Source organism: Nocardioides sp. (genome assembly GCF_050246775.1).
Lineage (GTDB): Bacteria > Actinomycetota > Actinomycetes > Propionibacteriales > Nocardioidaceae > Nocardioides.
Genome location: NZ_JBFWVK010000004.1, coordinates 35484 through 56333 on the forward strand (window position 1 = coordinate 35484; position 20850 = coordinate 56333).

Here is a 20850-nt window from a genome sequence, read left to right on the forward strand (position 1 = left end):
GACGTATCCGCGAGGGCACCTCGCTGCTCCTGATCTGCGAGATCTGTCGCACGCTCGGGTCGCGGCACGCCCTGTCCCTGCCTGCCCTGTCAGGAGTCTGCGATGCCCCTCGTCCAGCCCTCGATCGCGTCCGCTGCCCCAGCACCCACCATCGACATCCGAACCGCGACCTGCGCCGACCACCGGCCGACGCCGTACCTGCTCCTGGACGTCGACCGGGCAGTGGAGCACCACCGTCAGCTCGCTGCCGCGCTCCCGGGCACCGCGGTGCACTACGCGGTCAAGGCCAATCCCGACCCGGTGCTGCTGAGAGCCCTGGCCGGCGCGGGCTCGCGGTTCGACGTGGCCAGCCCGGCTGAGGTCGCGGCCGTGCTGAGGGCCGGTGCGACCGTTTCGGATCTGGTCTACTCCAACCCGGTCAAGAAGCGCTCCGACATCGCCACCGCGGCGTCGCTCGGCGTGCGGTTGTTCGTCGTCGACTCCCTCGAGGAGACCGAGAAGGTCGCCGAGGCCGCGCCGGGCACCGCCATCCTGGCCCGGCTCGCGACCAGCGGGGCAGGCTCGGACTGGTCGCTGTCGCGCAAGTACGGCTGCTCGGAGTTGGAGGCCCTCGCCATCCTGCGCGCCGCGGACCGGCTCGGACTGGAGGCCGCCGGGCTGTCCTTCCACGTCGGCTCCCAGCAGCGCGACCCCCGCGCCTGGGACGCCCCGATCGCGGCCGCGGCCCGGGTGTTCGCACGGGCCGAACGGCTCGGGCTCGCCCCACGGCTGCTCGACCTGGGCGGTGGCTTCCCGGCAGGACTCGAAGGGGACTGCCCGCCGCTGGCGGAGTACGGCGCCGCTATCGACATGGCCCTGACCGCGCACTTCGGTGACCAGCATCCCGAGACGCTCATCGAACCGGGACGGGCCGTCGTGGCGGACGCGGGCATCCTGGTCTGCACGGTGATCGCGGTGCTGCGACGTGGTTCTCGCCGCTGGGTCTACCTGGACGCCGGCGTGTTCACCGGCCTCGTGGAGACCCTCGACGAGGCGATCCGCTACCCGCTGCTCACGAGCGCCGACGGTGGGCCGACAGGGCCCTGCGTGCTGGCCGGGCCCACGTGTGACAGCGCCGACGTGCTCTACGAACGGACGCCCGTCGAGCTGCCGCTGCGCCTCAGCGAAGGAGACACTGTGCGCCTGCTCTCGGCCGGCGCCTACACCACCTGCTACTCGACGGTGGGCTTCAACGGGTTCGCGCCCCTGGCCACGGTGCTGACCGGATGAGCGGCCACGGAACCGCCGTACGCCGCCTCCTCGCGAGCCATGCGGTCGCGGGGATCGCGATGTCACTGGTCTGGCCCCTCCTGCTGGTGATGGTCTGGGATCGGGTCGGGGACACCGCGCACGGGCCGCTGGTCCTCGGTCTGACCGGCGCGGCCCGGATGCTGCCCTACGTGATGCTGTCCTGGGCCACCGGCTCCTTGGGGGACCGCTTCCAGCGTGATCGGGTGCTGCGGGCCACGCTGGCCGGCCGGATCGCCATGCTGGGCGTCGTTGCCCTGGCCGTGGCACAGGGATGGCTGCTGGTCGCTGTGCTGACCGCCTCTGCCGCCGTGGTCTGTGGCACCCCGGCGTACCCACTGCTCGCCGCTGCGATCCCTCAGGTCGCCGGTGAAGCACGTCGACGGGCCACCGACCTGCTGGTCACCATCGAGGTCGGAGCCTTCGTGGTGGGTCCGGCACTGGGCGGTCTCCTGCTGGGGACGGTGCTACGCGACTGGATCCCCGAGCTGGCTCTCGGGCTGGGGGTCGTCGGCCTGCTGCTGGTGCTCGGCATCCGACTCCCCGCGCCAGCGCACCAAGCCTCCGAGGCTGCCTCGCTGCGTGAGATGTTCGCGACCGTCCGGTCCACTCCTGCGGTCCTCGCCGCGCTGGGTGTCGTGGCACTGCTCAACCTCGCCGACGGCGCCGCCAGCATCGCCCTGCTGCCCATGGCTGAGCAGGTGTGGGGGCAGGACGCCGGCGGCTACGGGCTGGCGACAGGCTGGCTCGGGTTCGGGGCCCTGGGGGCGCCGCTGTTGTGGTGGATCCGAGGATCGGCCCTCCGGCGTCGTCGTGTCGGACTCGTCCTGCTCGCTGCCGCGCTGGGCGTCGTGGCCGTGGCACCCACCCTCGGATGGGCTTTGGTCCCTCTGGCCCTGGTCGGTGCCGCCACGGTGCAGGTCGAGAGTGCCGTGACCGAGACGATCCAGGACGGCGTCCCGGACGTACGACGGGCCGGGGTGCTCGGCCTGGCCGACAGTGTGATGGTGGGTGCCGGCATGCTCGGAGCCCTCGGAGCGCCCTGGCTGGCGGACCTGCTCGGCCCCCGGGCGGTGTTCGTCGGCCTCGTCCTGGTCGCAGTCGCCGCGATCGCCGTCAGGGCGGGCCGCGGGGCGGTCGAGGCAGACTGGCCTCATGGAACCCACGCAACTGCGCGATCTGCAGGCGCCCCTCAAGGAGCGCTACCGCACTGACCCCGCCTCGGCGACCACCGCGTTGCACGCCACGGCGGACTTCAGGGACCCGGGGGTGACCGCGACCGTGGACGGCTGGGCGGGACCGGTCCGGGCCGGCTTGCACCCGGCGACGGGAGGCGATGGGAGTGACGCCTGCTCAGGCGACATGTTGCTCGAGGCGGTCCTCGCCTGTGCGGGGGTCACGCTGCGCAGCGTTGCCACAGCCATGGGACTCGACGTGACCTCGGCGCGGTTGCGTGCCGAGGGCTCGTTCGATGCCCGGGGCACTCTCGGCATCGATCGCGAGGTCCCTGTGGGCGTCCAGGGACTGGTGATCACGGCCGACCTCGACACGGATGCGGACGATGCTGCTCTCGAGCGACTGGCGAAGTCGACCGAACGCTACTGCGTCGTCGGCCAGAGCCTGCGCGAGCCGGTGCGAAGTGCGCCGGGCAGGCTAGGTCAGGCTGCCGGCAGCCTGCACGGGGCATTCTCCACAGGTTGAGCGCAAGGCTTCTGATCGAACAGGTGTTCGATTATTGTTGGTGTCATGATCAGGACCGCGACCGAGACGACGCTGACGCCGGCTGGGGTGTTGGAGTCCGCGCGGGAGTTGCGGGCGGTCGCGGACCGGGCGGAGGCCGCGATCGTGTCGCTGGCCGCACAGTGGGCCGATCTGCATCCCGCTGGGCCCGGTGCGCCGGACGCACTCGAGGATGAGCACCTGCCTGCCGTGGCGTGGGATGCGCCGGCAGAGTTCGCGTTGGCGGTGGGCCTGTCCCACGATGCCGGGCAACGGCTGATCCGCCAGGCGTTGGAGCTGCGCCACCGGCTCCCGCGGGTCTGGGCGCGGGTCCTGGCCTCCGGCTCGCCCGAGCGACCCCGAGGGGTTGGCAGCCTGGCGGGCGCGTCGGCTGGCCGAGCTCACCTTGGGGCACCCCGGCGCGGTGGCCGCCCAGGTCGATGCCCAGCTGGCGGCCCTGGCCCACAAGGTCGGCCCGGTCACTGTCAACCGGCTGATCGAGGAGACGCTGATGCGCGTGGATCCCGAGGAGCACGAGATCGCCCGCGCGATGGCCCTGGAGACCCGCCACGTCACCGTGCGCCCGCACGTCGAGACGACCGGTTTGGGCTACCTCGAGGCCGATGCCGACCTCAAAGACCTTCTGGAGTTCTCCCATACCCTGAGCACCATCGCGGCGGTCCTGCGCGACCAAGGGTGCACCGAGTCGTTGGAGGTCCGCCGCTCCCTGGCCCTGGGTGTGCTGGCCGATCCTCACCACGCAGCCGAGCTCCTCGACCTGCCCACCCAGCGCCCGGGTGCAGCGCGCAAACACCTGGTTCTCTACGTCCACCTCAGCGACCAGGCCATCACCGGCACCGAACCCGTCGGACGTTGCGAGACGCTGAACACCCCGGTCCTGGCCCAGCAGATCCGCGAGTGGTGCGCCCGCAGCGACACCCATCTGCGGGTTCAGCCCGTCATCGACCTCAACGAGCACCACCGCGTCGCCCACTACGAGATTCCCGAGCGGCTACACGCCCGGATCAATCTGCGCGACCAGCACTGCGCGTTTCCCTGGTGCACCCGCCCAGCGCGCGCCTGCGATCGCGACCACATCGTGGCCCACGGGGTCGGGGGCTTGACCTGCGACTGCAACCTCGCGCCCCTGTGTCGCAGACACCACCGGCTCAAGACCCACACCCGTTGGACCTACACCGCGGTCGAGCCCGGCACCTACCTGTGGACCGCCCCCCACGGCCACACCTACCTCACAGACCCCACCGGCACCCGCACCATCACCGGGCCGTCCACACGACCCGGCAACGGCTGCCACGCACCTCCCGACGACGGGGTGACCCGCAGTAGGCCCACCTAGCTCGGCTGGATGCCTGCGGCGTCGGAGAGCAGCTCGACCGAGCGCAACCGCTGCACCGCATCGGGGGACTGGTGCGCCGTGATCAGCTCGTCGGCCTCGGCGCGCTTGGCGAAGTCCTCGAGGTAGTCGACGGCCTGCCCAGGAGTGCCGACAGCTGCGTAGGTCATCATCAAGGCGACCTGCTGTCCCTGTGGCGAGGCGAGCACGGCCTCGGCCTGCTCGTCGGTCCACCGTCGACCGCTGCCGAGGAACATCCGGACCCGAGCCAGCAGTGTCTGGTGCAACTGGTCCGCCGCGTCATCGGCGTCCTCGGCTGCGATCACGTTGACGGCGGCCAGCACGTAGGGTGCGTCCAGTTGCGCCGAGGGCTTGAAGTCACGACGGTACGTCGCCACGGCGGCCTCGAGTGCGGCTGGGGCGAAGTGGGAGGCGAAGGCGTAGGGAAGTCCGAGCTCGGCCGCGAGCTGCGCGCCGAAGAGCGACGAGCCCAGGATGTAGAGCGGGACGTGGGTGCCGCGTCCCGGAGTGGCGTAGACCCCGCGCACCAGGGTCTCGTCGCCCAGGAAGCCCTGGAGCTCCTGGACGTCCTCGGGGAAACGGTCCGAGGACGTATGGTCACGTCGCAGCGCGTACATCGTGGGCTGGTCGCTGCCCGGGGCACGACCCAGGCCGAGGTCGATGCGGTCAGGGTGCAGCGCCGCCAGGGTCCCGAACTGCTCGGCGATGGTCAGCGGGGCGTGGTTGGGCAGCATGATGCCGCCGGCGCCCAGCCGGATCGACGTCGTGTGAGCAGCCACGTGCGCAATCAGGACACTCGTGGCGGACGAGGCGATCCGAGGCATGTTGTGGTGCTCGGCGTACCAGACCCGGCGGTAGCCGGTGCGTTCCGCCGTACGGGCCAGCTCGACGCTCTGGGCGAGGCTCTCGGAGACCGACTGGCCGGGGGCGACGGGGGCGAGGTCGAGGACGGAGAGGGCAAGGCTCATGCAGGGTCCAACCATGGGGGCGGCATTTCCCTTCCCGGATGTGAGCGGCGCCTACCTACCAACCACGCTCGCGCCACTCGGCCACGTGTGGACGCTCCACGCCGAGCGTCGAGTCGCCGCCGTGGCCGGGGTAGAACCAGGTGTCATCGGGAAGGGTGCCGAAGATCCTGGTCTCGACCTCGTCGACGAGTTGTGCGAACGCCGCCTCGTCGCCGAACGTGGCGCCGACTCCACCGGGGAACAGGCAATCGCCGGTGAAGAGATGGGCGTGGCCATCGGGGTCGTCGTAGCGCAGGCAGATGGAGCCCGGCGTGTGCCCGGCGATCGGGATCACAGTCAGCGTGCAGTCGCCCACGTCCACCGTGTCACCCGCCCCGACGGCCCGGTCGATCGTGAGGCCGGTCTGTTCCTCGATGGCTTCCGCATCGGGGATCCCGGCCACCGTCGCCGCACCGGTCGCAGCGACCACGGCGGGAAGTGCTCGATGATGGTCCCAGTGCTGATGGGTCGTGACCACGGTCTCGAGGTCGGTCCCGCTGAGCGCGAGCAACGTGTCGGGGTCATCGGCCGCGTCGATGAGGAGCTTCTTCCCGGTGTCGCGACAGGTCAGGAGGTAGCAGTTGTTCGACATCTTGGGATCGACCGCCACCTTGGTGATGCTCAGGTGGGGCAGCTCCCGGGTGTCGGGGGAGCCGCCGGGCTGGACGTTTCCTGTGTACGTCACCACGTCTCGATTCTCGGCAGTACGCCGTCGTTGCTGGACAGTCCTTGGCCTGTTCCACGACCGGTCAACCACCATGCCAGACGGGCGGCGGAACCGTTGACGGTCGGTGCGCTCTCGTCCGCTGCGTCACCGAACGACCACTGTCGGGCGAGGTCGGTGGCCTCGACCCGGAACGGCGACTCGCTGGTCTCGCGCAGGGCCATGGCCTCGATGACGTGCACCGCGAAGTCCGAGCTCCAGTCGTCGGGCGTGTAGCCCACATCGAGGTCGGCGTGGTGGATCTCCACCTCCCGGAGTCTCATGGTGATCGCGCCCGATGCCGGGAACGTGCGGCCCCCCGGCACCCGCTCCACCAACTGGTGCCACGCGTCGTCCGGCACTCCCGCGACCGATTGCACGAAGATGCTGGTCGAGGCCAGGCACCGCTGGCGAACGGCCGCGGGGCGCTCGGCTGCCAGGCCGGCGATGTCCGAGTCCCGGGCCTCCTGCGTGGCGTACATCGGCACCGACTCACCCCGGGCCAGCCCGGCGAGAGCGCCGGCCAGGCCCTCAGCATTCAGCGTCAGGTGAGCGATGACGTGGGCTCGGGTCCACTCGGGCAGGCCGCTGGGGGCGGCCCAGGCCGCGTCCGGGAGGCCGTCGACCCGCCGGACCAGCCGTTGCGTGGCCTCGTGGAGCAGCTCCAGATCGGTGGTCATGGACCCATCCTTGCCGGTGAGGTGGAGGCGGGCCAGACCCGGGCCGAAGATCGCTGGCTGCCGGACTGTCGGAGGCCCGTGAGATCGTGAAACCTGTGGCGTGGCGACTTGGCACACCACGTAGGATGGCGAACACTTGTTCGAACACCACCGTCGAGTTCGTGAGGAATGTCAGTGGCGGATCAGCTCATCATTCGGGGTGCCCGGGAACACAACCTGAAGGACATCTCCCTCGACCTTCCGCGTGACTCCCTCATCGTCTTCACGGGGCTCTCGGGGTCGGGGAAGTCGTCGCTCGCCTTCGACACCATCTTCGCGGAGGGCCAGCGCCGCTACGTCGAGTCGCTGTCGGCCTATGCGCGCCAGTTCCTCGGTCAGATGGACAAGCCCGACGTCGACTTCATCGAAGGGCTGTCACCGGCGGTCTCGATCGACCAGAAGTCCACGTCGAAGAACCCGCGCTCGACCGTCGGCACCATCACCGAGGTCTACGACTACCTTCGTCTGCTCTACGCCCGGGCGGGCCGCCCGCATTGCCCGGTCTGCGGCTCACCGATCGAACGCCAGACCCCGCAGCAGATCGTGGACCGGATCCTGACCCTTGAGGATGGCCGCAAGTTCCAGGTCCTGGCGCCGGTCATCCGCGGACGCAAAGGGGAGTACGTCGACCTCTTCCGCTCACTGCAGTCGCAGGGCTTCTCCCGAGCCCGGATCAACGGGCAGACCCACCTGCTCGATGACCCGCCGAGTCTCAACAAGCAGCAGAAGCACACGATCGAGGTGGTCGTCGACCGCCTGGCGGTGAAGGAGTCGTCCAAGCGTCGCCTCACCGACTCGGTCGAGACGGCCCTCAACCTGGCCGGCGGCCTGGTGACCTTCGACTTCGTCGACCTCCCCGACGACGACCCCGGGCGCGAGATGCGGTTCTCGGAGAAGATGGCCTGCCCCAACGACCACCCCATCGACACCGACGAGCTCGAGCCCCGGTCCTTCTCGTTCAACTCACCCTTCGGTGCCTGCCCCGAGTGCCACGGTCTGGGCACCCGGATGGAGGTCGACCCCGAGCTCGTCATCACCGACCCGGCAGCCACACTCGGGGAAGGAGTGGTCCAACCGTGGAACGCGGCCCACGTCCGCGACTTCTTCCTGCGGCTGCTGGCAGCGCTCGGCGATGAACTCGGCTTCGACCTCAACACCGCCTGGCAGGATCTGCCGGTCAAGGCGCGCAAGTCGATCCTCGAGGGCCACTCGACGAAGGTGCACGTGCGCCACACCAATCGCTACGGACGTGAGCGGTCCTACTACTCCGCGTTCGAGGGCGTGCGGCCCTACATCGAGCGTCGCCACCGGGAAGCGGAGTCCGACACCAGTCGCGACCGCTTCGAGGGCTACATGCGCGAGGTTCCCTGCCCCGCCTGCAACGGCAGTCGTCTCAAGCCGGTGTCGATGGCAGTGACGATCGGGGGCCGCAGCATCGCCGACGTCTGCGCGATGGCGATCAACGAGACCGCCGACTTCCTGCGCGATCTCGACCTGACCGCACGCGAGCGCCAGATCGGGGAGCGGGTGCTCAAGGAGATCCTCGAGCGCCTCAACTTCCTGCTCGACGTCGGTCTGGACTACCTCTCCCTCGACCGTCCGTCCGGGTCCCTGTCCGGTGGAGAGGCACAACGGATTCGCCTGGCCACGCAGATCGGAGCCGGGCTGGTCGGCGTGCTCTACGTCCTCGACGAGCCCTCCATCGGGTTGCACCAGCGCGACAACCAGCGCCTGATCGAGACCCTGGTGCGCCTCAAGGACCTCGGCAACACACTCATCGTCGTTGAGCATGACGAAGACACCATCCGCACCGCCGACTGGGTCGTCGACATCGGCCCTGGAGCTGGTGAGCACGGGGGACAGGTCGTGGTCTCCGGGACGGTGGAGGATCTCCTCTCCAGCCCGGACTCCGCCACCGGCGCCTACCTGTCGGGCCGCAAGGAGATCCCCGTGCCGGAGGTACGCCGCCCGCGCACCCAGGGGCGGGAGCTGACCGTTCTGGGTGCGAAGGAGAACAACCTTCGCGACATCGACGTCTCCTTCCCCCTCGGGCTGTTCGTCGCCGTGACGGGGGTCTCGGGATCGGGCAAGTCCACCCTGGTCAACGACATCCTCTACACCTCGCTGGCCAAGCAGATCTACAACGCCCGCACCGTCCCCGGACGACACCGCAAGATCACCGGACTCGAACACGTCGACAAGGTGATCCACGTGGACCAGTCGCCGATCGGACGCACCCCGCGGTCCAATCCCGCCACCTACACCGGCGTCTTCGACCATGTTCGCAAGCTGTTCGCCTCCACCCCGGAGGCCAAGATGCGCGGCTACCTCCAGGGACGGTTCTCCTTCAATGTGAAGGGTGGGCGCTGCGAGGCCTGCTCTGGCGACGGCACGATCAAGATCGAGATGAACTTCCTGCCCGACGTCTACGTCCCGTGCGAGGTCTGCCACGGCGCCCGCTACAACCGGGAGACCCTCGAGGTCCACTACAAGGGCAAGACCATCGCAGAGGTCCTCGACATGCCGATCGAGGAGGCAGCTGACTTCTTCGCCGCCGTCCCACCCATCGCACGCCATATGAAGACCTTGTGCGAGGTCGGCCTGGGCTACGTGCGACTCGGCCAGCCGGCCACCACGCTCTCCGGCGGTGAGGCGCAGCGGGTCAAGCTCTCCTCCGAGCTGCAGAAGCGGTCCACGGGCCGCACGGTCTATGTCCTCGACGAGCCGACCACGGGCCTGCACTTCGAGGACATCCGCAAGTTGCTGCTCGTCCTCGGCAAGCTCGTCGACCAGGGCAACTCCGTCATGGTGATCGAGCACAACCTCGATGTGATCAAGACCGCGGACTGGATCGTCGACATGGGACCCGAGGGCGGCAAGCGGGGCGGCATGGTCGTCGCCGAAGGCACTCCGGAGCAAGTCGCCGTCAACGGGGAGTCCCACACCGGCACCTTCCTCAAGCCGCTGCTCGACGGTCGCGCAGCCAGGGTCTCAGCCCCCGCGAAGAAGCGGGCCAGGTCCACGACCGCGAAGCGGGCCGTCGCCCGGTCGTAGGACCATTGGGCACGCGCCGAACGAGGCAACCTACTGGGGCGCGCGGCTAGGCTTGAGGCCACATCAGAACACCAGAGGAGTTGGAACTTCGTGACCCAAGGCATCTCTCGACGCAACGCCCTGACGGGTGCCGCCGTGATCGGTGTGGCCGTCCCGACTCTCGCCGCCTGCGGCTCTGATGACGACACTCCGTCCTCGGGCTCCGGCAGCGCTTCGGGTGCGGATCTGGCGACCAAGTCCGACATCCCTGAGGGCAGCGGCAAGATCTTCGCCGACGCGGGCGTCGTCGTCACCCAGCCCACCGCAGGTGAGTTCAAGGGCTTCACCAACATCTGCACCCACCAGAAGTGCCCTGTCGCCAGCGTCACCGACACCATCAACTGCACCTGCCACGGCAGCAAGTTCTCGATCACCGACGGCTCCAACGTGGAGGGCCCCAGTGGCAGTGCTGCAGGCTCGGTGGCCGCACTCGCCGAGGTGAAGCTCACCATCAAGGGCGACGAGATCTCGACCGCCTGAGCGTCAGCAGGCGGCCCGCCACAGCTCGTCACGACGACATCGACGCCGATCCAGCCGGTCGGCTCGCACTCGCGGCAGGGACTGTCGGCGTCGGGACGTAGGGTTTCACCGTGGCCGATCCGAGCACCTACCGACCCGAGCAGGGGTCGATCCCGACGCAGCCGGGGGTCTATCGGTTCCGTGACTCACGCAGCCGCGTGATCTACGTCGGCAAGGCCAAGAACCTTCGGGCGCGGCTGTCGTCGTACTTCCAGGACATCGCCGGCCTGCACGCCCGCACCGCGACCATGGTGACGACGGCAGCGAGCGTGGAGTGGACGGTCGTCAAGACCGAGGTGGAGGCGCTGCAGCTCGAGTACAGCTGGATCAAGGAGTTCGACCCGCGGTTCAACGTGAAGTACCGCGACGACAAGTCCTACCCCTGGCTGGCGGTGACGGTGGGTGAGGAGTTCCCGCGCGTGATGGTCGGGCGGGGCGCGAAGAAGAAGGGCACCCGCTACTTCGGTCCCTACAGCCATGCCTGGGCGATCCGCGAGACCGTCGACCAGTTGCTCAGGGTGTTCCCGATGCGGTCGTGCAGCAACGGGGTCTTCAAGAGGTCCGGCCAGATCGGGCGGCCGTGTCTCCTGGGCTACATCGACAAGTGCGCTGCCCCCTGCGTGGGGCAGGTCACCGCTGCGGAGCATCGAGCGATCGTCGAGGACTTCTGCGACTTCATGGCCGGACACACCACCGCCTTCGTCAAGCGCATCGAGAAGCAGATGTACGCCGCCTCGGACGCCTTGGACTTCGAGAAGGCAGCCCGGCTCCGCGATGACCTCGGGGCCCTGAACAAGGCGCTGGAGAAGCAGGCGGTCGTGTTCGGCGACGGCACCGACGCAGACGTCATCGCCCTCGCCGAGGATCCGCTCGAGGTGGCGGTCCAGATCTTCTACGTGCGCGGTGGCCGGATCCGCGGGCAGCGCGGGTGGGTGGCTGATCGGGTGGAGGAGGGCGACACCGCGGACCTGGTCGAGCACTTCCTGCTTCAGCTCTACGGCGGTGAGGAGGGCGAGGTGATCCCGCGCGAGATCCTGGTGCCAGCGCTTCCGCCCGACACCCACACGCTGGAACAGCTGCTCGGCGAGCTGAAGGGCACCAAGGTGAGCATTCGGGTGCCTCAGCGCGGTGACAAGCGATCCCTGCAGGAGACGGTCGCGCGCAACGCCGGACAGTCGCTGGTGCTGCACAAGACGAGGCGCGCCAGTGACCTCACCGCGCGCAACCAGGCGCTGGAGGAGATCCAACAGGCGCTCGGACTCGACGAGGTCCCCCTGCGCATCGAGTGCTACGACATCTCCAACCTCCAGGGCACCGAGGTGGTCGCGAGCATGGTCGTCTTCGAGGACGGGCTGGCCCGCAAGAGTGAATACCGGCGCTTCGTCATCCGAGGGGTCGACGGGCAGAACGACGTGGCCTCGATGCACGAGGTGATCACCCGCCGGTTCCGACGACTCCTCGACGAACGTGGCCCCGAGTTGGCGGGCGCCACCAGCGGCGAGGGTCCGATGCTGATCGACCCGGAGACCGGTCGGGCCAAGAAGTTCGTCTACGCCCCGGGACTGGTCGTGGTCGACGGGGGAGCGCCCCAGGTCGCTGCCGCCCAGCAGGCACTCGACGCCCTCGGCATCCACGACATCCCTGTCTGTGGCCTGGCGAAGCGACTCGAGGAGGTCTGGCTGCCTGCGGAGGAGGACCCGGTGATCCTGCCGCGCAGCAGCGAAGGGCTCTACCTGCTCCAGCGGATCCGCGACGAGGCGCACCGCTTCGCCATCACCCATCACCGCTCGCGCCGCTCCAAGACGATGGTGGAGAGCATCCTCGACGATGTCCCCGGTCTGGGGGAGGTCCGCCGAAAGACGCTGGTCAAGCACTTCGGATCACTGCGCAAGCTGCGCGCGGCCACCATCGAGGAGCTCGCCGTCGTCCCCGGCATCGGGCCGCGCACTGCGGCCGCGATCAAGGAGGCGGTCGCCACGGAGGGTCAGGCAGGCAAGACTGTCAGCGTCAACACCGCCACCGGCGAGATCGAGGAGCACTGACATGGCACCGGAGCAGGCGGCGTCGCGCCATCTCGGCGAGGTGGTCGTGGTGACCGGCATGACCGGTGCCGGGCGGTCCACCGCGGCCAAGGAGCTGGAGGATCTCGGCTTCTACGTGGTCGACAACCTTCCGCCCTCGCTGCTGCCCGACGTGATCCGCCTGGTCGACGAGAGCCGTGGTGTCGAACAGCCCGTGGCCGTCGTGGTCGACGTCCGGTCCGGGTCGTTCTTCGACTCCCTCCAGGCCAATCTCGCGCACGGGGAGTCAGGACGGCGCACCACGCTGCTCTACCTCGAGGCCACCGATGACGTGCTGGTCCGCCGCCAGGAGGCCGCGCGTCGACCGCATCCGCTGCAGGGCGGCGGTCGGCTGGTCGACGGGCTCGCCCGGGAACGGGTCGCCCTGGCCGATCTGCGCAGTGATGCCGACGTCATCATCGACACCACCAATCTCAACGTCCACCAGCTCACCGACAAGGTGGCCGAGGCCTTCGGCACCCCGGAGACCACCCGGCTCAAGATCACCGTGGTCAGCTTCGGCTTCAAGTACGGCATCCCCGTTGACGCGGACTTCGTGGCCGACATGCGGTTCCTGCCCAATCCCTTCTGGATTCCCGAGCTGCGACCACTGAACGGCCGCGACGGCGCCGTCGCCGACTACGTCAAAGGGCGCCCGGGGGCCGATCAGTTCCTGGAGCAGTACGTCCCGGTGCTGGAGACAGCGGCTGGCGGCTATCTCAACGAGGGCAAGCGCTTCATGACCGTCGCCGTCGGGTGCACCGGCGGCAAGCACCGATCGGTGGCCATGACCGAGGAGATCGCCGCGCGCCTGCGTGAGCGTGGCTACGACGCCCGCGCCACCCACCGGGACCTCGGCCGGGAGTGAGCATGCCCGCGGCCCTTCCACGCCTGCCCATCGCTGTGACCGCCCTCGGAGGCGGCCACGGGCTGCACGCCACCCTGTCCGGGTTGCGACGCGTGGTGGACGACCTCACGGCCGTGGTGACGGTGGCCGACAACGGTGGCTCGTCGGGTCGCCTGCGCGGCGAGTTCGGAGTCCTGCCACCGGGCGACCTGCGCATGGCGCTGGCCGCACTGTGTGGAGACTCCGAGTGGGGCCAGACCTGGGAGCGCGTCGTCCAGCATCGGTTCGCAGGCGATGGCGAGATGAAGGGCCACGTCGTCGGCAACCTGCTGATCGTGGCGCTGTGGGAGCTGTTGGGCGACCACGTCGACGCCCTCGACTGGATGGGGCGGCTCCTGGGGGCGCGTGGGCGAGTGCTTCCGATGGCGATCACCCCGATGGACATCACCGCCCAGGTGCGCGGGCTCGACCCCGGTGCCCCCGGCGCACTCACCACGGTCAGCGGACAGGTCGAGGTGGCCACCACGACTGGTCAGCTGGTCACGATCGCTCTCGACCCGCCCGACCCCCAGGCCTGCCCGGTCGCGCTCGAAGCCGTCACCGACGCCGACTGGGTGGTGCTCGGCCCCGGCAGCTGGTACACGTCGGTGATCCCCCACCTGATGGTGCCCGACCTGCGCAAGGCCCTCGTCCAGACCGAGGCGAGGGTGCTCATCGTGCTCAACCTGGAGGGCCAGCAGGGCGAGACCATGGACTGGGCTCCCGAGGACCACCTCGCTGCCCTGTTCGAGCACGCTCCCGAGTTGCGCCTGCACACAGTGCTGGCCGATACGCGTTCGGTGACCGACCACGACACGCTCGAGCAGGCGATCGCATCAGCTGGGGCTGCCCTCGTGGTGGCCGACGTCGCGAGGGATGATGGCAGTCCCAGACACGACCCGGCGAAGCTCGCGCTCGCCTTCGCGCGCATCATGGACGCTGCACCCCGGTGACAGCGTTGAGACAGCACCTTGAGAAAGTGGCAGGATTCCCCGCATGGCAATGACGGCACAGGTGAAAGCCGAGCTCGCAAGTACCCCGATCACCAAGACGTGTTGTCGCAAGTCCGAGGTGTCCTCGATGTTGAGGTTCGCCGGCGGTCTCCACATCGTCAGCGGCCGGATCGTGGTGGAGGCCGAGCTCGACACGGGCGCCGCTGCCAGGCGGCTGCGCCGCGACATCGCTGACGTGTTCGGTCACAGCTCGGACGTCGTGGTGGTCCAGGGCAACGGCATCCGCAAGGGCAGTCGCTATGTCGTGCGGGTCGTCAAGGACGGTGAGGCCCTGGCCCGGCAGACCGGACTCCTCGACCAGCGGGGTCGCCCCGTTCGTGGCCTGCCCCCGCAGGTCGTCTCCGGCGGCGGCTGTGACGCGGTCGCGGCCTGGCGCGGTGCCTTCCTCGCCCACGGTTCACTGACCGAGCCCGGCCGCTCGTCGTCCCTCGAGGTCACCTGTCCTGGCCCCGAGGCTGCGCTCGCCCTCGTCGGAGTGGCCCGTCGGCTCGGCATCCAGGCGAAGTCACGCGAGGTGCGCGGCGTCGACCGGGTGGTCATCCGTGACGGCGATGCCATCGGTGCCCTGCTCACCAAGCTGGGTGCCCACGAGTCCCTCATGGCCTGGGAGGAGCGCCGGATGCGCCGCGAGGTGCGTGCCACGGCCAACCGCCTGGCCAACTTCGATGACGCCAACCTGCGCCGCTCGGCCCGCGCCGCGGTGGCGGCGGGAGCGCGGGTGGAGCGTGCGCTGGACATCCTGGGCGACGAGGTGCCCGATCACCTCAAGCTGGCCGGTGCCCTGCGTCTGGAGCACAAGCAGGCCTCCCTGGAGGAGCTGGGCCAGCTGCACGAGCCGGTCCTCACCAAGGACGCGATCGCCGGACGGATCCGCCGCCTGCTCGCGATGGCCGACAAACGTGCCGAGGAACTGGGAGTCCCCGACACCGAGGCATCGCTCACCCCCGAGATGCTCGCCGACGAGGCCTGACCTCGGGTTTCTTGCACGTACAACGGGCACCCGTCGGCGCGTCCACGCTCTGGGCGCTAGGGTTTTGAATCGACATGGCCTGCGTCACACTTCGCGGGTCACCACTGTCCACCGTCTTGAGGAGCTCAACCGTGACTGTTCGCGTAGGCATCAACGGCTTCGGCCGCATCGGCCGCAACTTCTTCCGGGCTGTCGTGGCGTCCGGGGCCGACATCGAGATCGTTGCCGTCAACGACCTGACGGACAACCAGACCCTGGCGACCCTGCTGAAGTACGACTCCATCCTGGGCCGCCTCGACGGTGACGTGACCGCTACCGACACCGACATCACCGCCAGCGGCATGACCTTCAAGGTCTTCGAGGAACGCGACCCGGGTGCCCTTCCGTGGGGCGACCTCGGTGCCGACGTCGTCATCGAGTCCACCGGCTTCTTCACCGATGCGACCAAGGCGAAGGCCCACGTCGAGGGTGGGGCGAAGAAGGTCATCATCTCCGCGCCGGCGAAGAACGAGGACGTCACGATCGTCTTCGGCGTCAACGAAGGTGACTACGACGCCTCGAAGCACACCATCATCTCCAACGCGTCCTGCACGACGAACTGCCTTGCGCCCATGGCCAAGGTCCTCAGTGACGAGTTCGGCATCGTCAAGGGGCTGATGACCACCATCCACGCCTACACCGGTGACCAGAACCTGCTCGACGGCCCCCACAAGGACATGCGCCGTGCCCGCGCTGCGGCCCTCAACATCGTGCCGACCTCCACCGGTGCCGCCAAGGCGATCTCCCTGGTCATGCCCGAGCTCAAGGGCAAGCTCGACGGCTACGCCCTGCGGGTGCCGGTGCCCACCGGCTCGGTCACCGACCTGACCTTCGAGGCTGGTCGCGAGACCACCGCCGAAGAGGTCAACGCCGTCATGAAGGCCGCGGCCGACGGTCGCATCCTGCGCTACAGCGAGGACCCGATCGTGTCCTCCGACATCACGACCGACCCGGCGTCCTGCATCTTCGACGCACCGCTGACGAAGGTCATCGGCAACCAGGTCAAGGTCGTCGGTTGGTACGACAACGAGTGGGGCTACTCCAACCGCCTCGTCGACCTCGTCTCCCTGGTCGGCGAGACCCTCTGACCGTGGCAGTCATCGAAGGCCCGCTGCAGTCACTCGGCGACGTCCAGGGCAAACGGGTGCTGGTCCGCTCGGACCTCAACGTGCCTCTGGACGGCACCACCATCACCGACGACGGCCGGATCCGCGCGAGCGTGCCGACCATCCGGACGCTGGCCGAGGCCGGCGCCCGGGTGGTCGTGGTCGCCCACCTCGGTCGTCCGAAGGGGGCACCCGAGGCCAGATACTCGCTGGCCCCGGTCGCGGCCCGTCTCGGCGAGCTCCTCGGTAGCGAGGTCGCCTTCGCCAGCGACACCGTCGGCGACTCGGCGCGGGAGACCGTCGCCGCCCTCGCGGACGGCGGCGTGGCCCTGCTGGAGAACGTCCGCTTCAACCCGGGCGAGACCAGCAAGGACGAGGCGGAGCGCGGCGCGTTCGCGGACGAACTTGCCGCCCTGGCCGACGCCTTCGTCTCTGACGGGTTCGGGGTGGTCCACCGCAAGCAGGCCTCCGTGTACGACGTGGCCAAGAGGCTCCCGCACGCGATGGGGGGCCTGGTGGCCAAGGAGATCGACGTCCTGCGGCGCCTGACCGTTGATCCTGCCCGTCCCTACGTGGTCGTCCTGGGCGGCTCGAAGGTCTCCGACAAGCTGGGCGTCATCGACAACCTGCTCGGCAAGGCCGACAAGCTGCTCATCGGTGGCGGCATGGTCTTCACCTTCCTCAAGGCCCAGGGCCACGAGGTCGGCAAGAGCCTCCTCGAGGAGGATCAGCTCGGCACCTGCGTGGAGTACCTCGCTCGGGCCGAGGCCTCGGGCGTCGAGATCGTGCTGCCCACCGACATCGTGGTCGACTCGACCTTCCCCACCGGTGACACCACTCCAGAACCGCGGGTCGTGCCGGCCTCCAACATCCCGGCCGACACCCTGGGTCTGGACATCGGGCCCGATTCGGCGGCCTTCGCCGCCGCCCTGGCTGATGCGCACACCGTGTTCTGGAACGGGCCGATGGGCGTCTTCGAGGTCGATGAGTTCGCAGCGGGCACTCGTGCGGTGGCCGAGGCTCTGACCAAGGTCGACGGACTGTCGGTCGTCGGTGGCGGTGACTCGGCGGCCGCCGTACGCAAGCTCGGCTTCGACGAAGCGGCCTTCGGTCACATCTCGACCGGTGGTGGAGCAAGTCTGGAATACCTCGAGGGCAGGGAACTGCCCGGCATCTCGATCCTGGAGGATTGACGCCTGATGGCTCAGCATGACCGCACGCCCCTGATGGCGGGCAACTGGAAGTCCAACCTCAATCACCAGGAGGCGGTGGTCCTGGTCCAGAAGCTGGCCTGGACGCTGTCCGACAAGCGCCACGACTACGCCAAGGCCGAGGTGGTGGTCTGCCCGCCGTACACCGACCTGCGCAGTGTGCAGACGCTGGTGGACGGGGACCGCCTGTCCATCAGATACGCAGCCCAGGACCTGTCCGTGCACGACGGTGGCGCCTACACGGGCGAGATCTCGGCGGCCATGCTGGCCAAACTGGGCTGCTCCTACGCCGTCGTGGGTCACAGCGAGCGACGCGAATACCACTCCGAGACCGACGCCATCGTCAATGCCAAGGCTGTGAAGGCGCTGGCCGCCGGCATGACGCCCATCGTCTGTGTCGGCGAGGGACTCGACGTGCGCAAGGCCGGAGACCAGGTGGCCTACACGCTCGCGCAGGTCGACGGCTCGTTGGCCGGCTTCACCGCCGAGCAGGTCGCAGGGCTCGTCATCGCCTATGAACCGGTCTGGGCCATCGGCACCGGTGAGGTCGCCACGCCCGAGGACGCGCAAGAGGTCTGCGCGGCGATCCGGGGGAGGATCACCGAGGTGCACGGAGAGGCAGCCGGTGCGGCCGTCCGCGTTCTCTACGGTGGCTCGGTGAAGGCGTCGAACGTGGCCGGCATCATGGCCAAGGCCGACGTCGACGGGTGCCTGGTGGGCGGCGCGAGTCTGCAGGTCGACGAGTTCGGCGGAATCTGCCGTTTCTACGACATGCCCCTGCTCTGATCCGGGACTCGTGACGTAGGCTTATCGATCGTGACTCTTCTCATCACCGTACTGCTCGTCATCGCGAGCCTTCTCCTGATCGTGCTCGTCCTGCTCCACAAGGGCCGTGGCGGCGGTCTGTCCGACATGTTCGGCGGTGGCATGTCCAGCTCCCTCGGCGGATCGTCCGTGGCCGAGCGCAACCTCGATCGTTTCACGATCGGGATCGGTGTCATCTGGTTTGCCTGCGTCGTCGCCCTAGGCCTGCTGAAGGCCTACTGAACGACGCTCTGACCGTCGATCGACAGTCAGCGAAACGGCCGGCAACGGCTGCTGAGAGAAGGATGTGTTCGTGGCTGGTGCTGGAAACGCCATTCGCGGTAGCCGGGTCGGTGCCGGTCCGATGGGCGAAGCGGAGCGTGGCGAAGCCGCCCCGCGGCAGAGCGTGACCTACTTCTGTTCCCACGAGCACCGCTCGGTGGTGACCTTCTCGGTGGAGGCCGCTGTGCCGGCGTCCTGGGACTGTCCGCGCTGCGGCCTGCCCGCGAGCCTGGACTGCGACAACCCGCCACCGGCTCCGAAGATCGAGCCCTACAAGACTCACCTCGCCTACGTGAAGGAACGGCGCTCCGACAAGGAGGCCGCCGACATCCTCGACGAGGCGATCCAGCTCCTGCGCACCCGGCGCAAGAACGGCGACATCATCTTCTAGCGGCGCGTCGTTCTCGCACCGCTTCGGCCGGTCAGAGCCGGCTGGCCGCGTCGTGGTCGAGGAACCAGATGGTCTCCTCCGAGCCGCTGACGCCGGTCGCCGGGATCTCGTGGAGATCGGCACCGGCGAGCGCTGAGGCCACGGCCTGCGACTTGCCCGCGCCGGACACCAGGAACCACACGGACCGCGAGCGGTTGAGCGCCTCGAAGGTCAGGCTGATGCGCTGCGGCGGCGGCTTGGGTGAGTCGGTGACCGCGACGGTGATCGCATCCTTGACGTCCAGTTGCGACGAGCCCGGGAACAACGAGGCGATGTGCCCGTCGGGCCCGACGCCCAGCATCATGATGTCGACCTCACCGGACCCAAGCTCTCGCACCTCGGCGCCGTACGCCGCTGCCGCGGCCTCCAGGTCGCCGTACGACGCCGCTGGCATCTCATGCACCCTCGCCGGGTCGACCCCGACGTGGTCCAGGAGCGCGCCGCGCGCCTGCAAGGCGTTGCGTTCGGGGGAGTCCTGGTCCACGTAGCGCTCATCGCCCCACCAGATGTCGACCAGGCTCCAGTCCACCTCGGAACCCGGGGTGAGTCGCACCACCTCGCGGTGGATGGCATCGGCGATGGTGCCGCCGGTCAGGCAGATCGTCGGCACCCGACCGGCAGTCTGGATGCCCGCGATCCGCGAGAGCAGCTCGCCGGCAACCGCGGTCGCCAGGGTCTCGGCGTCCGGTTGCACTTCGACGCGGTTCATGTGGACATCCTCACGAGCTTGCGGGTGGTGGCGGCGTAGGTGTCGTCCTCGTCGAGTCGCCGCAGCTCCTCGGCCAGGCACTCGGCCACGGTCCGGCGTTTCAGTGCTACGGGTCGGTCCGGCTGCCCGGGGGAGGAGAGGGTGGCCAGTCGACCGTCGTGCCTGGCGATGCGGATCGGTCCTGACCGGGTCTCGAGCACGACTTCGGTGATGCCCGGGCCGGGGGAGTTGTGCCGGGAGACGTCGACGCGGAGCCGGAGCGCCAACCAGGCCTTCAACAGGTCGGCCGACGGTGAGATCCGTTCGGCCGTGATGGAGGCCGACACGACCTTCTCCTGGTGTTGGTCGAGGGAGGCGGCGAGCAGCGCACGCCACGGTGTCAGCCGCGTCCACGCCAGGTCGGTGGAGCCGGCTGCGTACTCCTGACACTGGTGCAGCAACGCGGAGGACTTCCCGCGCGCAGCCGCGGCGACGTCGGTGATCCGGCGCTGGGCCAACACCCCCAGGGGGTCCTTGCCGGGATCCGCCGGTGGTGTGCAGGCCCACCAGACCACCACTGGGGAGTCCGGGAGGAGCAGGGGCAGGACCACGGACGCGGGGTGCTTCACGACAGGTCCGCTCAGGCGGATCAGCGCCGCCTCACCGGTCCAGCCGTCGCCGGTGCCGACCTGGGCGTTGACCCGGGCGGGGCCACGGCCACCGCCCAGGATGACGCCGAGCACGCGTGCCGGGTGCTCCTGGGACGCCTGCTGTGCCGAGTCCATGGCCTCCCGGACGTGGTCCTCGTCCACGACGACGACCAGCGTCATGACCATGCCCATGGCCGGTGAGCCGGCCTTGCGGCGGGCCCTGACGAACTCTGCGGCGATGGCCGAGGAGTTGGTGTCGATGAGCTCGATCATCTCGGGGGCCCTGCCG

General features: G+C 69.1%; 20 protein-coding genes. 15 read left to right on the plus strand and 5 right to left on the minus strand.

Annotated features, from left to right (window positions below; genetic code table 11):
• Positions 1-102 precede the first annotated feature (102 nt).
• The 4 genes from AB7I40_RS17060 (at position 103) to AB7I40_RS17075 (ending at position 4363) form a co-directional block, all read left to right on the plus strand.
• Complete coding sequence (locus tag AB7I40_RS17060) at positions 103-1269, plus strand: type III PLP-dependent enzyme (protein WP_428344334.1); 1167 nt, start codon at positions 103-105, stop codon at positions 1267-1269.
• Positions 1266-2501, plus strand: coding sequence for an MFS transporter (locus tag AB7I40_RS17065; protein ID WP_428344335.1), 1236 nt, complete (start codon positions 1266-1268; stop codon positions 2499-2501). The genes AB7I40_RS17060 and AB7I40_RS17065 overlap by 4 nt, the downstream gene beginning before the upstream one ends.
• On the plus strand, positions 2443-2988 hold the full coding sequence (locus tag AB7I40_RS17070; RefSeq protein WP_428344336.1) for an OsmC family protein: 546 nt from the start codon (positions 2443-2445) through the stop codon (positions 2986-2988). Before AB7I40_RS17065 ends, AB7I40_RS17070 begins: the two co-directional genes overlap by 59 nt.
• Before the next feature lie 385 nt (positions 2989-3373).
• Positions 3374-4363 (plus strand): HNH endonuclease signature motif containing protein, encoded by a 990-nt coding sequence (locus AB7I40_RS17075; RefSeq protein ID WP_428344337.1) that lies wholly within the window; start codon positions 3374-3376, stop codon positions 4361-4363.
• Here AB7I40_RS17075 and AB7I40_RS17080 read toward each other — a convergent pair.
• From AB7I40_RS17080 to AB7I40_RS17090, 3 genes are read right to left on the minus strand one after another with little or no spacing between them, the layout of a single operon-like run.
• A complete protein-coding gene (locus AB7I40_RS17080) occupies positions 4360-5349 on the minus strand; it encodes an LLM class flavin-dependent oxidoreductase (RefSeq protein WP_428344338.1) in 990 nt (329 codons plus the stop codon). The two genes, AB7I40_RS17075 and AB7I40_RS17080, sit on opposite strands and share 4 nt — an antisense overlap.
• 55 nt (positions 5350-5404) lie before the next feature.
• On the minus strand, positions 5405-6073 hold the full coding sequence (locus tag AB7I40_RS17085) for an MBL fold metallo-hydrolase (RefSeq protein ID WP_428344339.1): 669 nt from the start codon (positions 6071-6073) through the stop codon (positions 5405-5407).
• Positions 6070-6771 (minus strand): maleylpyruvate isomerase family mycothiol-dependent enzyme, encoded by a 702-nt coding sequence (locus AB7I40_RS17090; RefSeq protein ID WP_428344340.1) that lies wholly within the window; start codon positions 6769-6771, stop codon positions 6070-6072. Before AB7I40_RS17090 ends, AB7I40_RS17085 begins: the two co-directional genes overlap by 4 nt.
• Before the next feature lie 174 nt (positions 6772-6945).
• Here AB7I40_RS17090 and uvrA point away from each other — a divergent pair, with 174 nt between their 5' ends.
• The 11 genes from uvrA (at position 6946) to AB7I40_RS17145 (ending at position 19184) form a co-directional block, all read left to right on the plus strand.
• The gene (gene uvrA, locus AB7I40_RS17095) at positions 6946-9864 is read left to right on the plus strand and encodes an excinuclease ABC subunit UvrA (RefSeq protein ID WP_428344341.1); all 2919 of its coding nucleotides are present in this window, start codon (positions 6946-6948) and stop codon (positions 9862-9864) included.
• Between the two features lie 90 nt (positions 9865-9954).
• Positions 9955-10383 (plus strand): Rieske (2Fe-2S) protein, encoded by a 429-nt coding sequence (locus AB7I40_RS17100; RefSeq protein WP_428344342.1) that lies wholly within the window; start codon positions 9955-9957, stop codon positions 10381-10383.
• Positions 10384-10493: 110 nt separating this feature from the next.
• Positions 10494-12464 carry an excinuclease ABC subunit UvrC gene (gene uvrC, locus AB7I40_RS17105; protein ID WP_428344343.1) on the plus strand — a complete coding sequence of 657 codons (1971 nt, stop codon included), beginning with the start codon at positions 10494-10496 and terminating at the stop codon, positions 12462-12464.
• A 1-nt stretch (position 12465) separates the two neighbouring features.
• Entirely contained in the window at positions 12466-13350 is an 885-nt protein-coding gene (rapZ, locus tag AB7I40_RS17110; protein ID WP_428344344.1) for an RNase adapter RapZ, read from the plus strand.
• A gap of 2 nt (positions 13351-13352) precedes the next feature.
• Positions 13353-14321 (plus strand): gluconeogenesis factor YvcK family protein, encoded by a 969-nt coding sequence (locus AB7I40_RS17115; RefSeq protein ID WP_428344345.1) that lies wholly within the window; start codon positions 13353-13355, stop codon positions 14319-14321.
• Positions 14322-14364: 43 nt separating this feature from the next.
• Positions 14365-15351, plus strand: coding sequence for a DNA-binding protein WhiA (whiA, locus tag AB7I40_RS17120; protein ID WP_428344346.1), 987 nt, complete (start codon positions 14365-14367; stop codon positions 15349-15351).
• A gap of 131 nt (positions 15352-15482) precedes the next feature.
• On the plus strand, positions 15483-16478 hold the full coding sequence (gene gap, locus AB7I40_RS17125; RefSeq protein WP_428344347.1) for a type I glyceraldehyde-3-phosphate dehydrogenase: 996 nt from the start codon (positions 15483-15485) through the stop codon (positions 16476-16478).
• An 11-nt stretch (positions 16479-16489) separates the two neighbouring features.
• Complete coding sequence (locus AB7I40_RS17130) at positions 16490-17689, plus strand: phosphoglycerate kinase (protein ID WP_428344659.1); 1200 nt, start codon at positions 16490-16492, stop codon at positions 17687-17689.
• Between the two features lie 6 nt (positions 17690-17695).
• A complete protein-coding gene (tpiA, locus tag AB7I40_RS17135) occupies positions 17696-18493 on the plus strand; it encodes a triose-phosphate isomerase (RefSeq protein WP_428344348.1) in 798 nt (265 codons plus the stop codon).
• 30 nt (positions 18494-18523) lie between these two features.
• Positions 18524-18754, plus strand: a complete 231-nt coding sequence (gene secG, locus AB7I40_RS17140) for a preprotein translocase subunit SecG (protein WP_428344349.1) — start codon at positions 18524-18526, stop codon at positions 18752-18754.
• 70 nt (positions 18755-18824) lie between these two features.
• Entirely contained in the window at positions 18825-19184 is a 360-nt protein-coding gene (locus AB7I40_RS17145; RefSeq protein WP_428344350.1) for an RNA polymerase-binding protein RbpA, read from the plus strand.
• A 31-nt stretch (positions 19185-19215) separates the two neighbouring features.
• Here AB7I40_RS17145 and pgl read toward each other — a convergent pair whose 3' ends face one another.
• Positions 19216-19932 carry a 6-phosphogluconolactonase gene (gene pgl / locus AB7I40_RS17150; protein ID WP_428344351.1) on the minus strand — a complete coding sequence of 239 codons (717 nt, stop codon included), beginning with the start codon at positions 19930-19932 and terminating at the stop codon, positions 19216-19218.
• The gene (locus AB7I40_RS17155) at positions 19929-20834 is read right to left on the minus strand and encodes a glucose-6-phosphate dehydrogenase assembly protein OpcA (RefSeq protein ID WP_428344352.1); all 906 of its coding nucleotides are present in this window, start codon (positions 20832-20834) and stop codon (positions 19929-19931) included. Before AB7I40_RS17155 ends, pgl begins: the two co-directional genes overlap by 4 nt.
• Positions 20835-20850: the final 16 nt, after the last annotated feature.

What these genes read in the sequence shown, in the direction of transcription:
- AB7I40_RS17060 (WP_428344334.1), top strand. Translation starts at nt 103, where the DNA reads ATGCCCCTCGTCCAGCCCTCGATCGCGTCCGCTGCCCCAGCACCCACC.
- tpiA (WP_428344348.1), top strand. Translation starts at nt 17,696, where the DNA reads ATGGCTCAGCATGACCGCACGCCCCTGATGGCGGGCAACTGGAAGTCC.
- AB7I40_RS17115 (WP_428344345.1), top strand. Translation starts at nt 13,353, where the DNA reads ATGCCCGCGGCCCTTCCACGCCTGCCCATCGCTGTGACCGCCCTCGGA.
- AB7I40_RS17155 (WP_428344352.1), bottom strand. Translation starts at nt 20,834, where the DNA reads ATGATCGAGCTCATCGACACCAACTCCTCGGCCATCGCCGCAGAGTTC.
- AB7I40_RS17090 (WP_428344340.1), bottom strand. Translation starts at nt 6,771, where the DNA reads ATGACCACCGATCTGGAGCTGCTCCACGAGGCCACGCAACGGCTGGTC.
- AB7I40_RS17065 (WP_428344335.1), top strand. Translation starts at nt 1,266, where the DNA reads ATGAGCGGCCACGGAACCGCCGTACGCCGCCTCCTCGCGAGCCATGCG.
- AB7I40_RS17080 (WP_428344338.1), bottom strand. Translation starts at nt 5,349, where the DNA reads ATGAGCCTTGCCCTCTCCGTCCTCGACCTCGCCCCCGTCGCCCCCGGC.
- rapZ (WP_428344344.1), top strand. Translation starts at nt 12,466, where the DNA reads ATGGCACCGGAGCAGGCGGCGTCGCGCCATCTCGGCGAGGTGGTCGTG.
- AB7I40_RS17070 (WP_428344336.1), top strand. Translation starts at nt 2,443, where the DNA reads ATGGAACCCACGCAACTGCGCGATCTGCAGGCGCCCCTCAAGGAGCGC.
- pgl (WP_428344351.1), bottom strand. Translation starts at nt 19,932, where the DNA reads ATGAACCGCGTCGAAGTGCAACCGGACGCCGAGACCCTGGCGACCGCG.
- whiA (WP_428344346.1), top strand. Translation starts at nt 14,365, where the DNA reads ATGGCAATGACGGCACAGGTGAAAGCCGAGCTCGCAAGTACCCCGATC.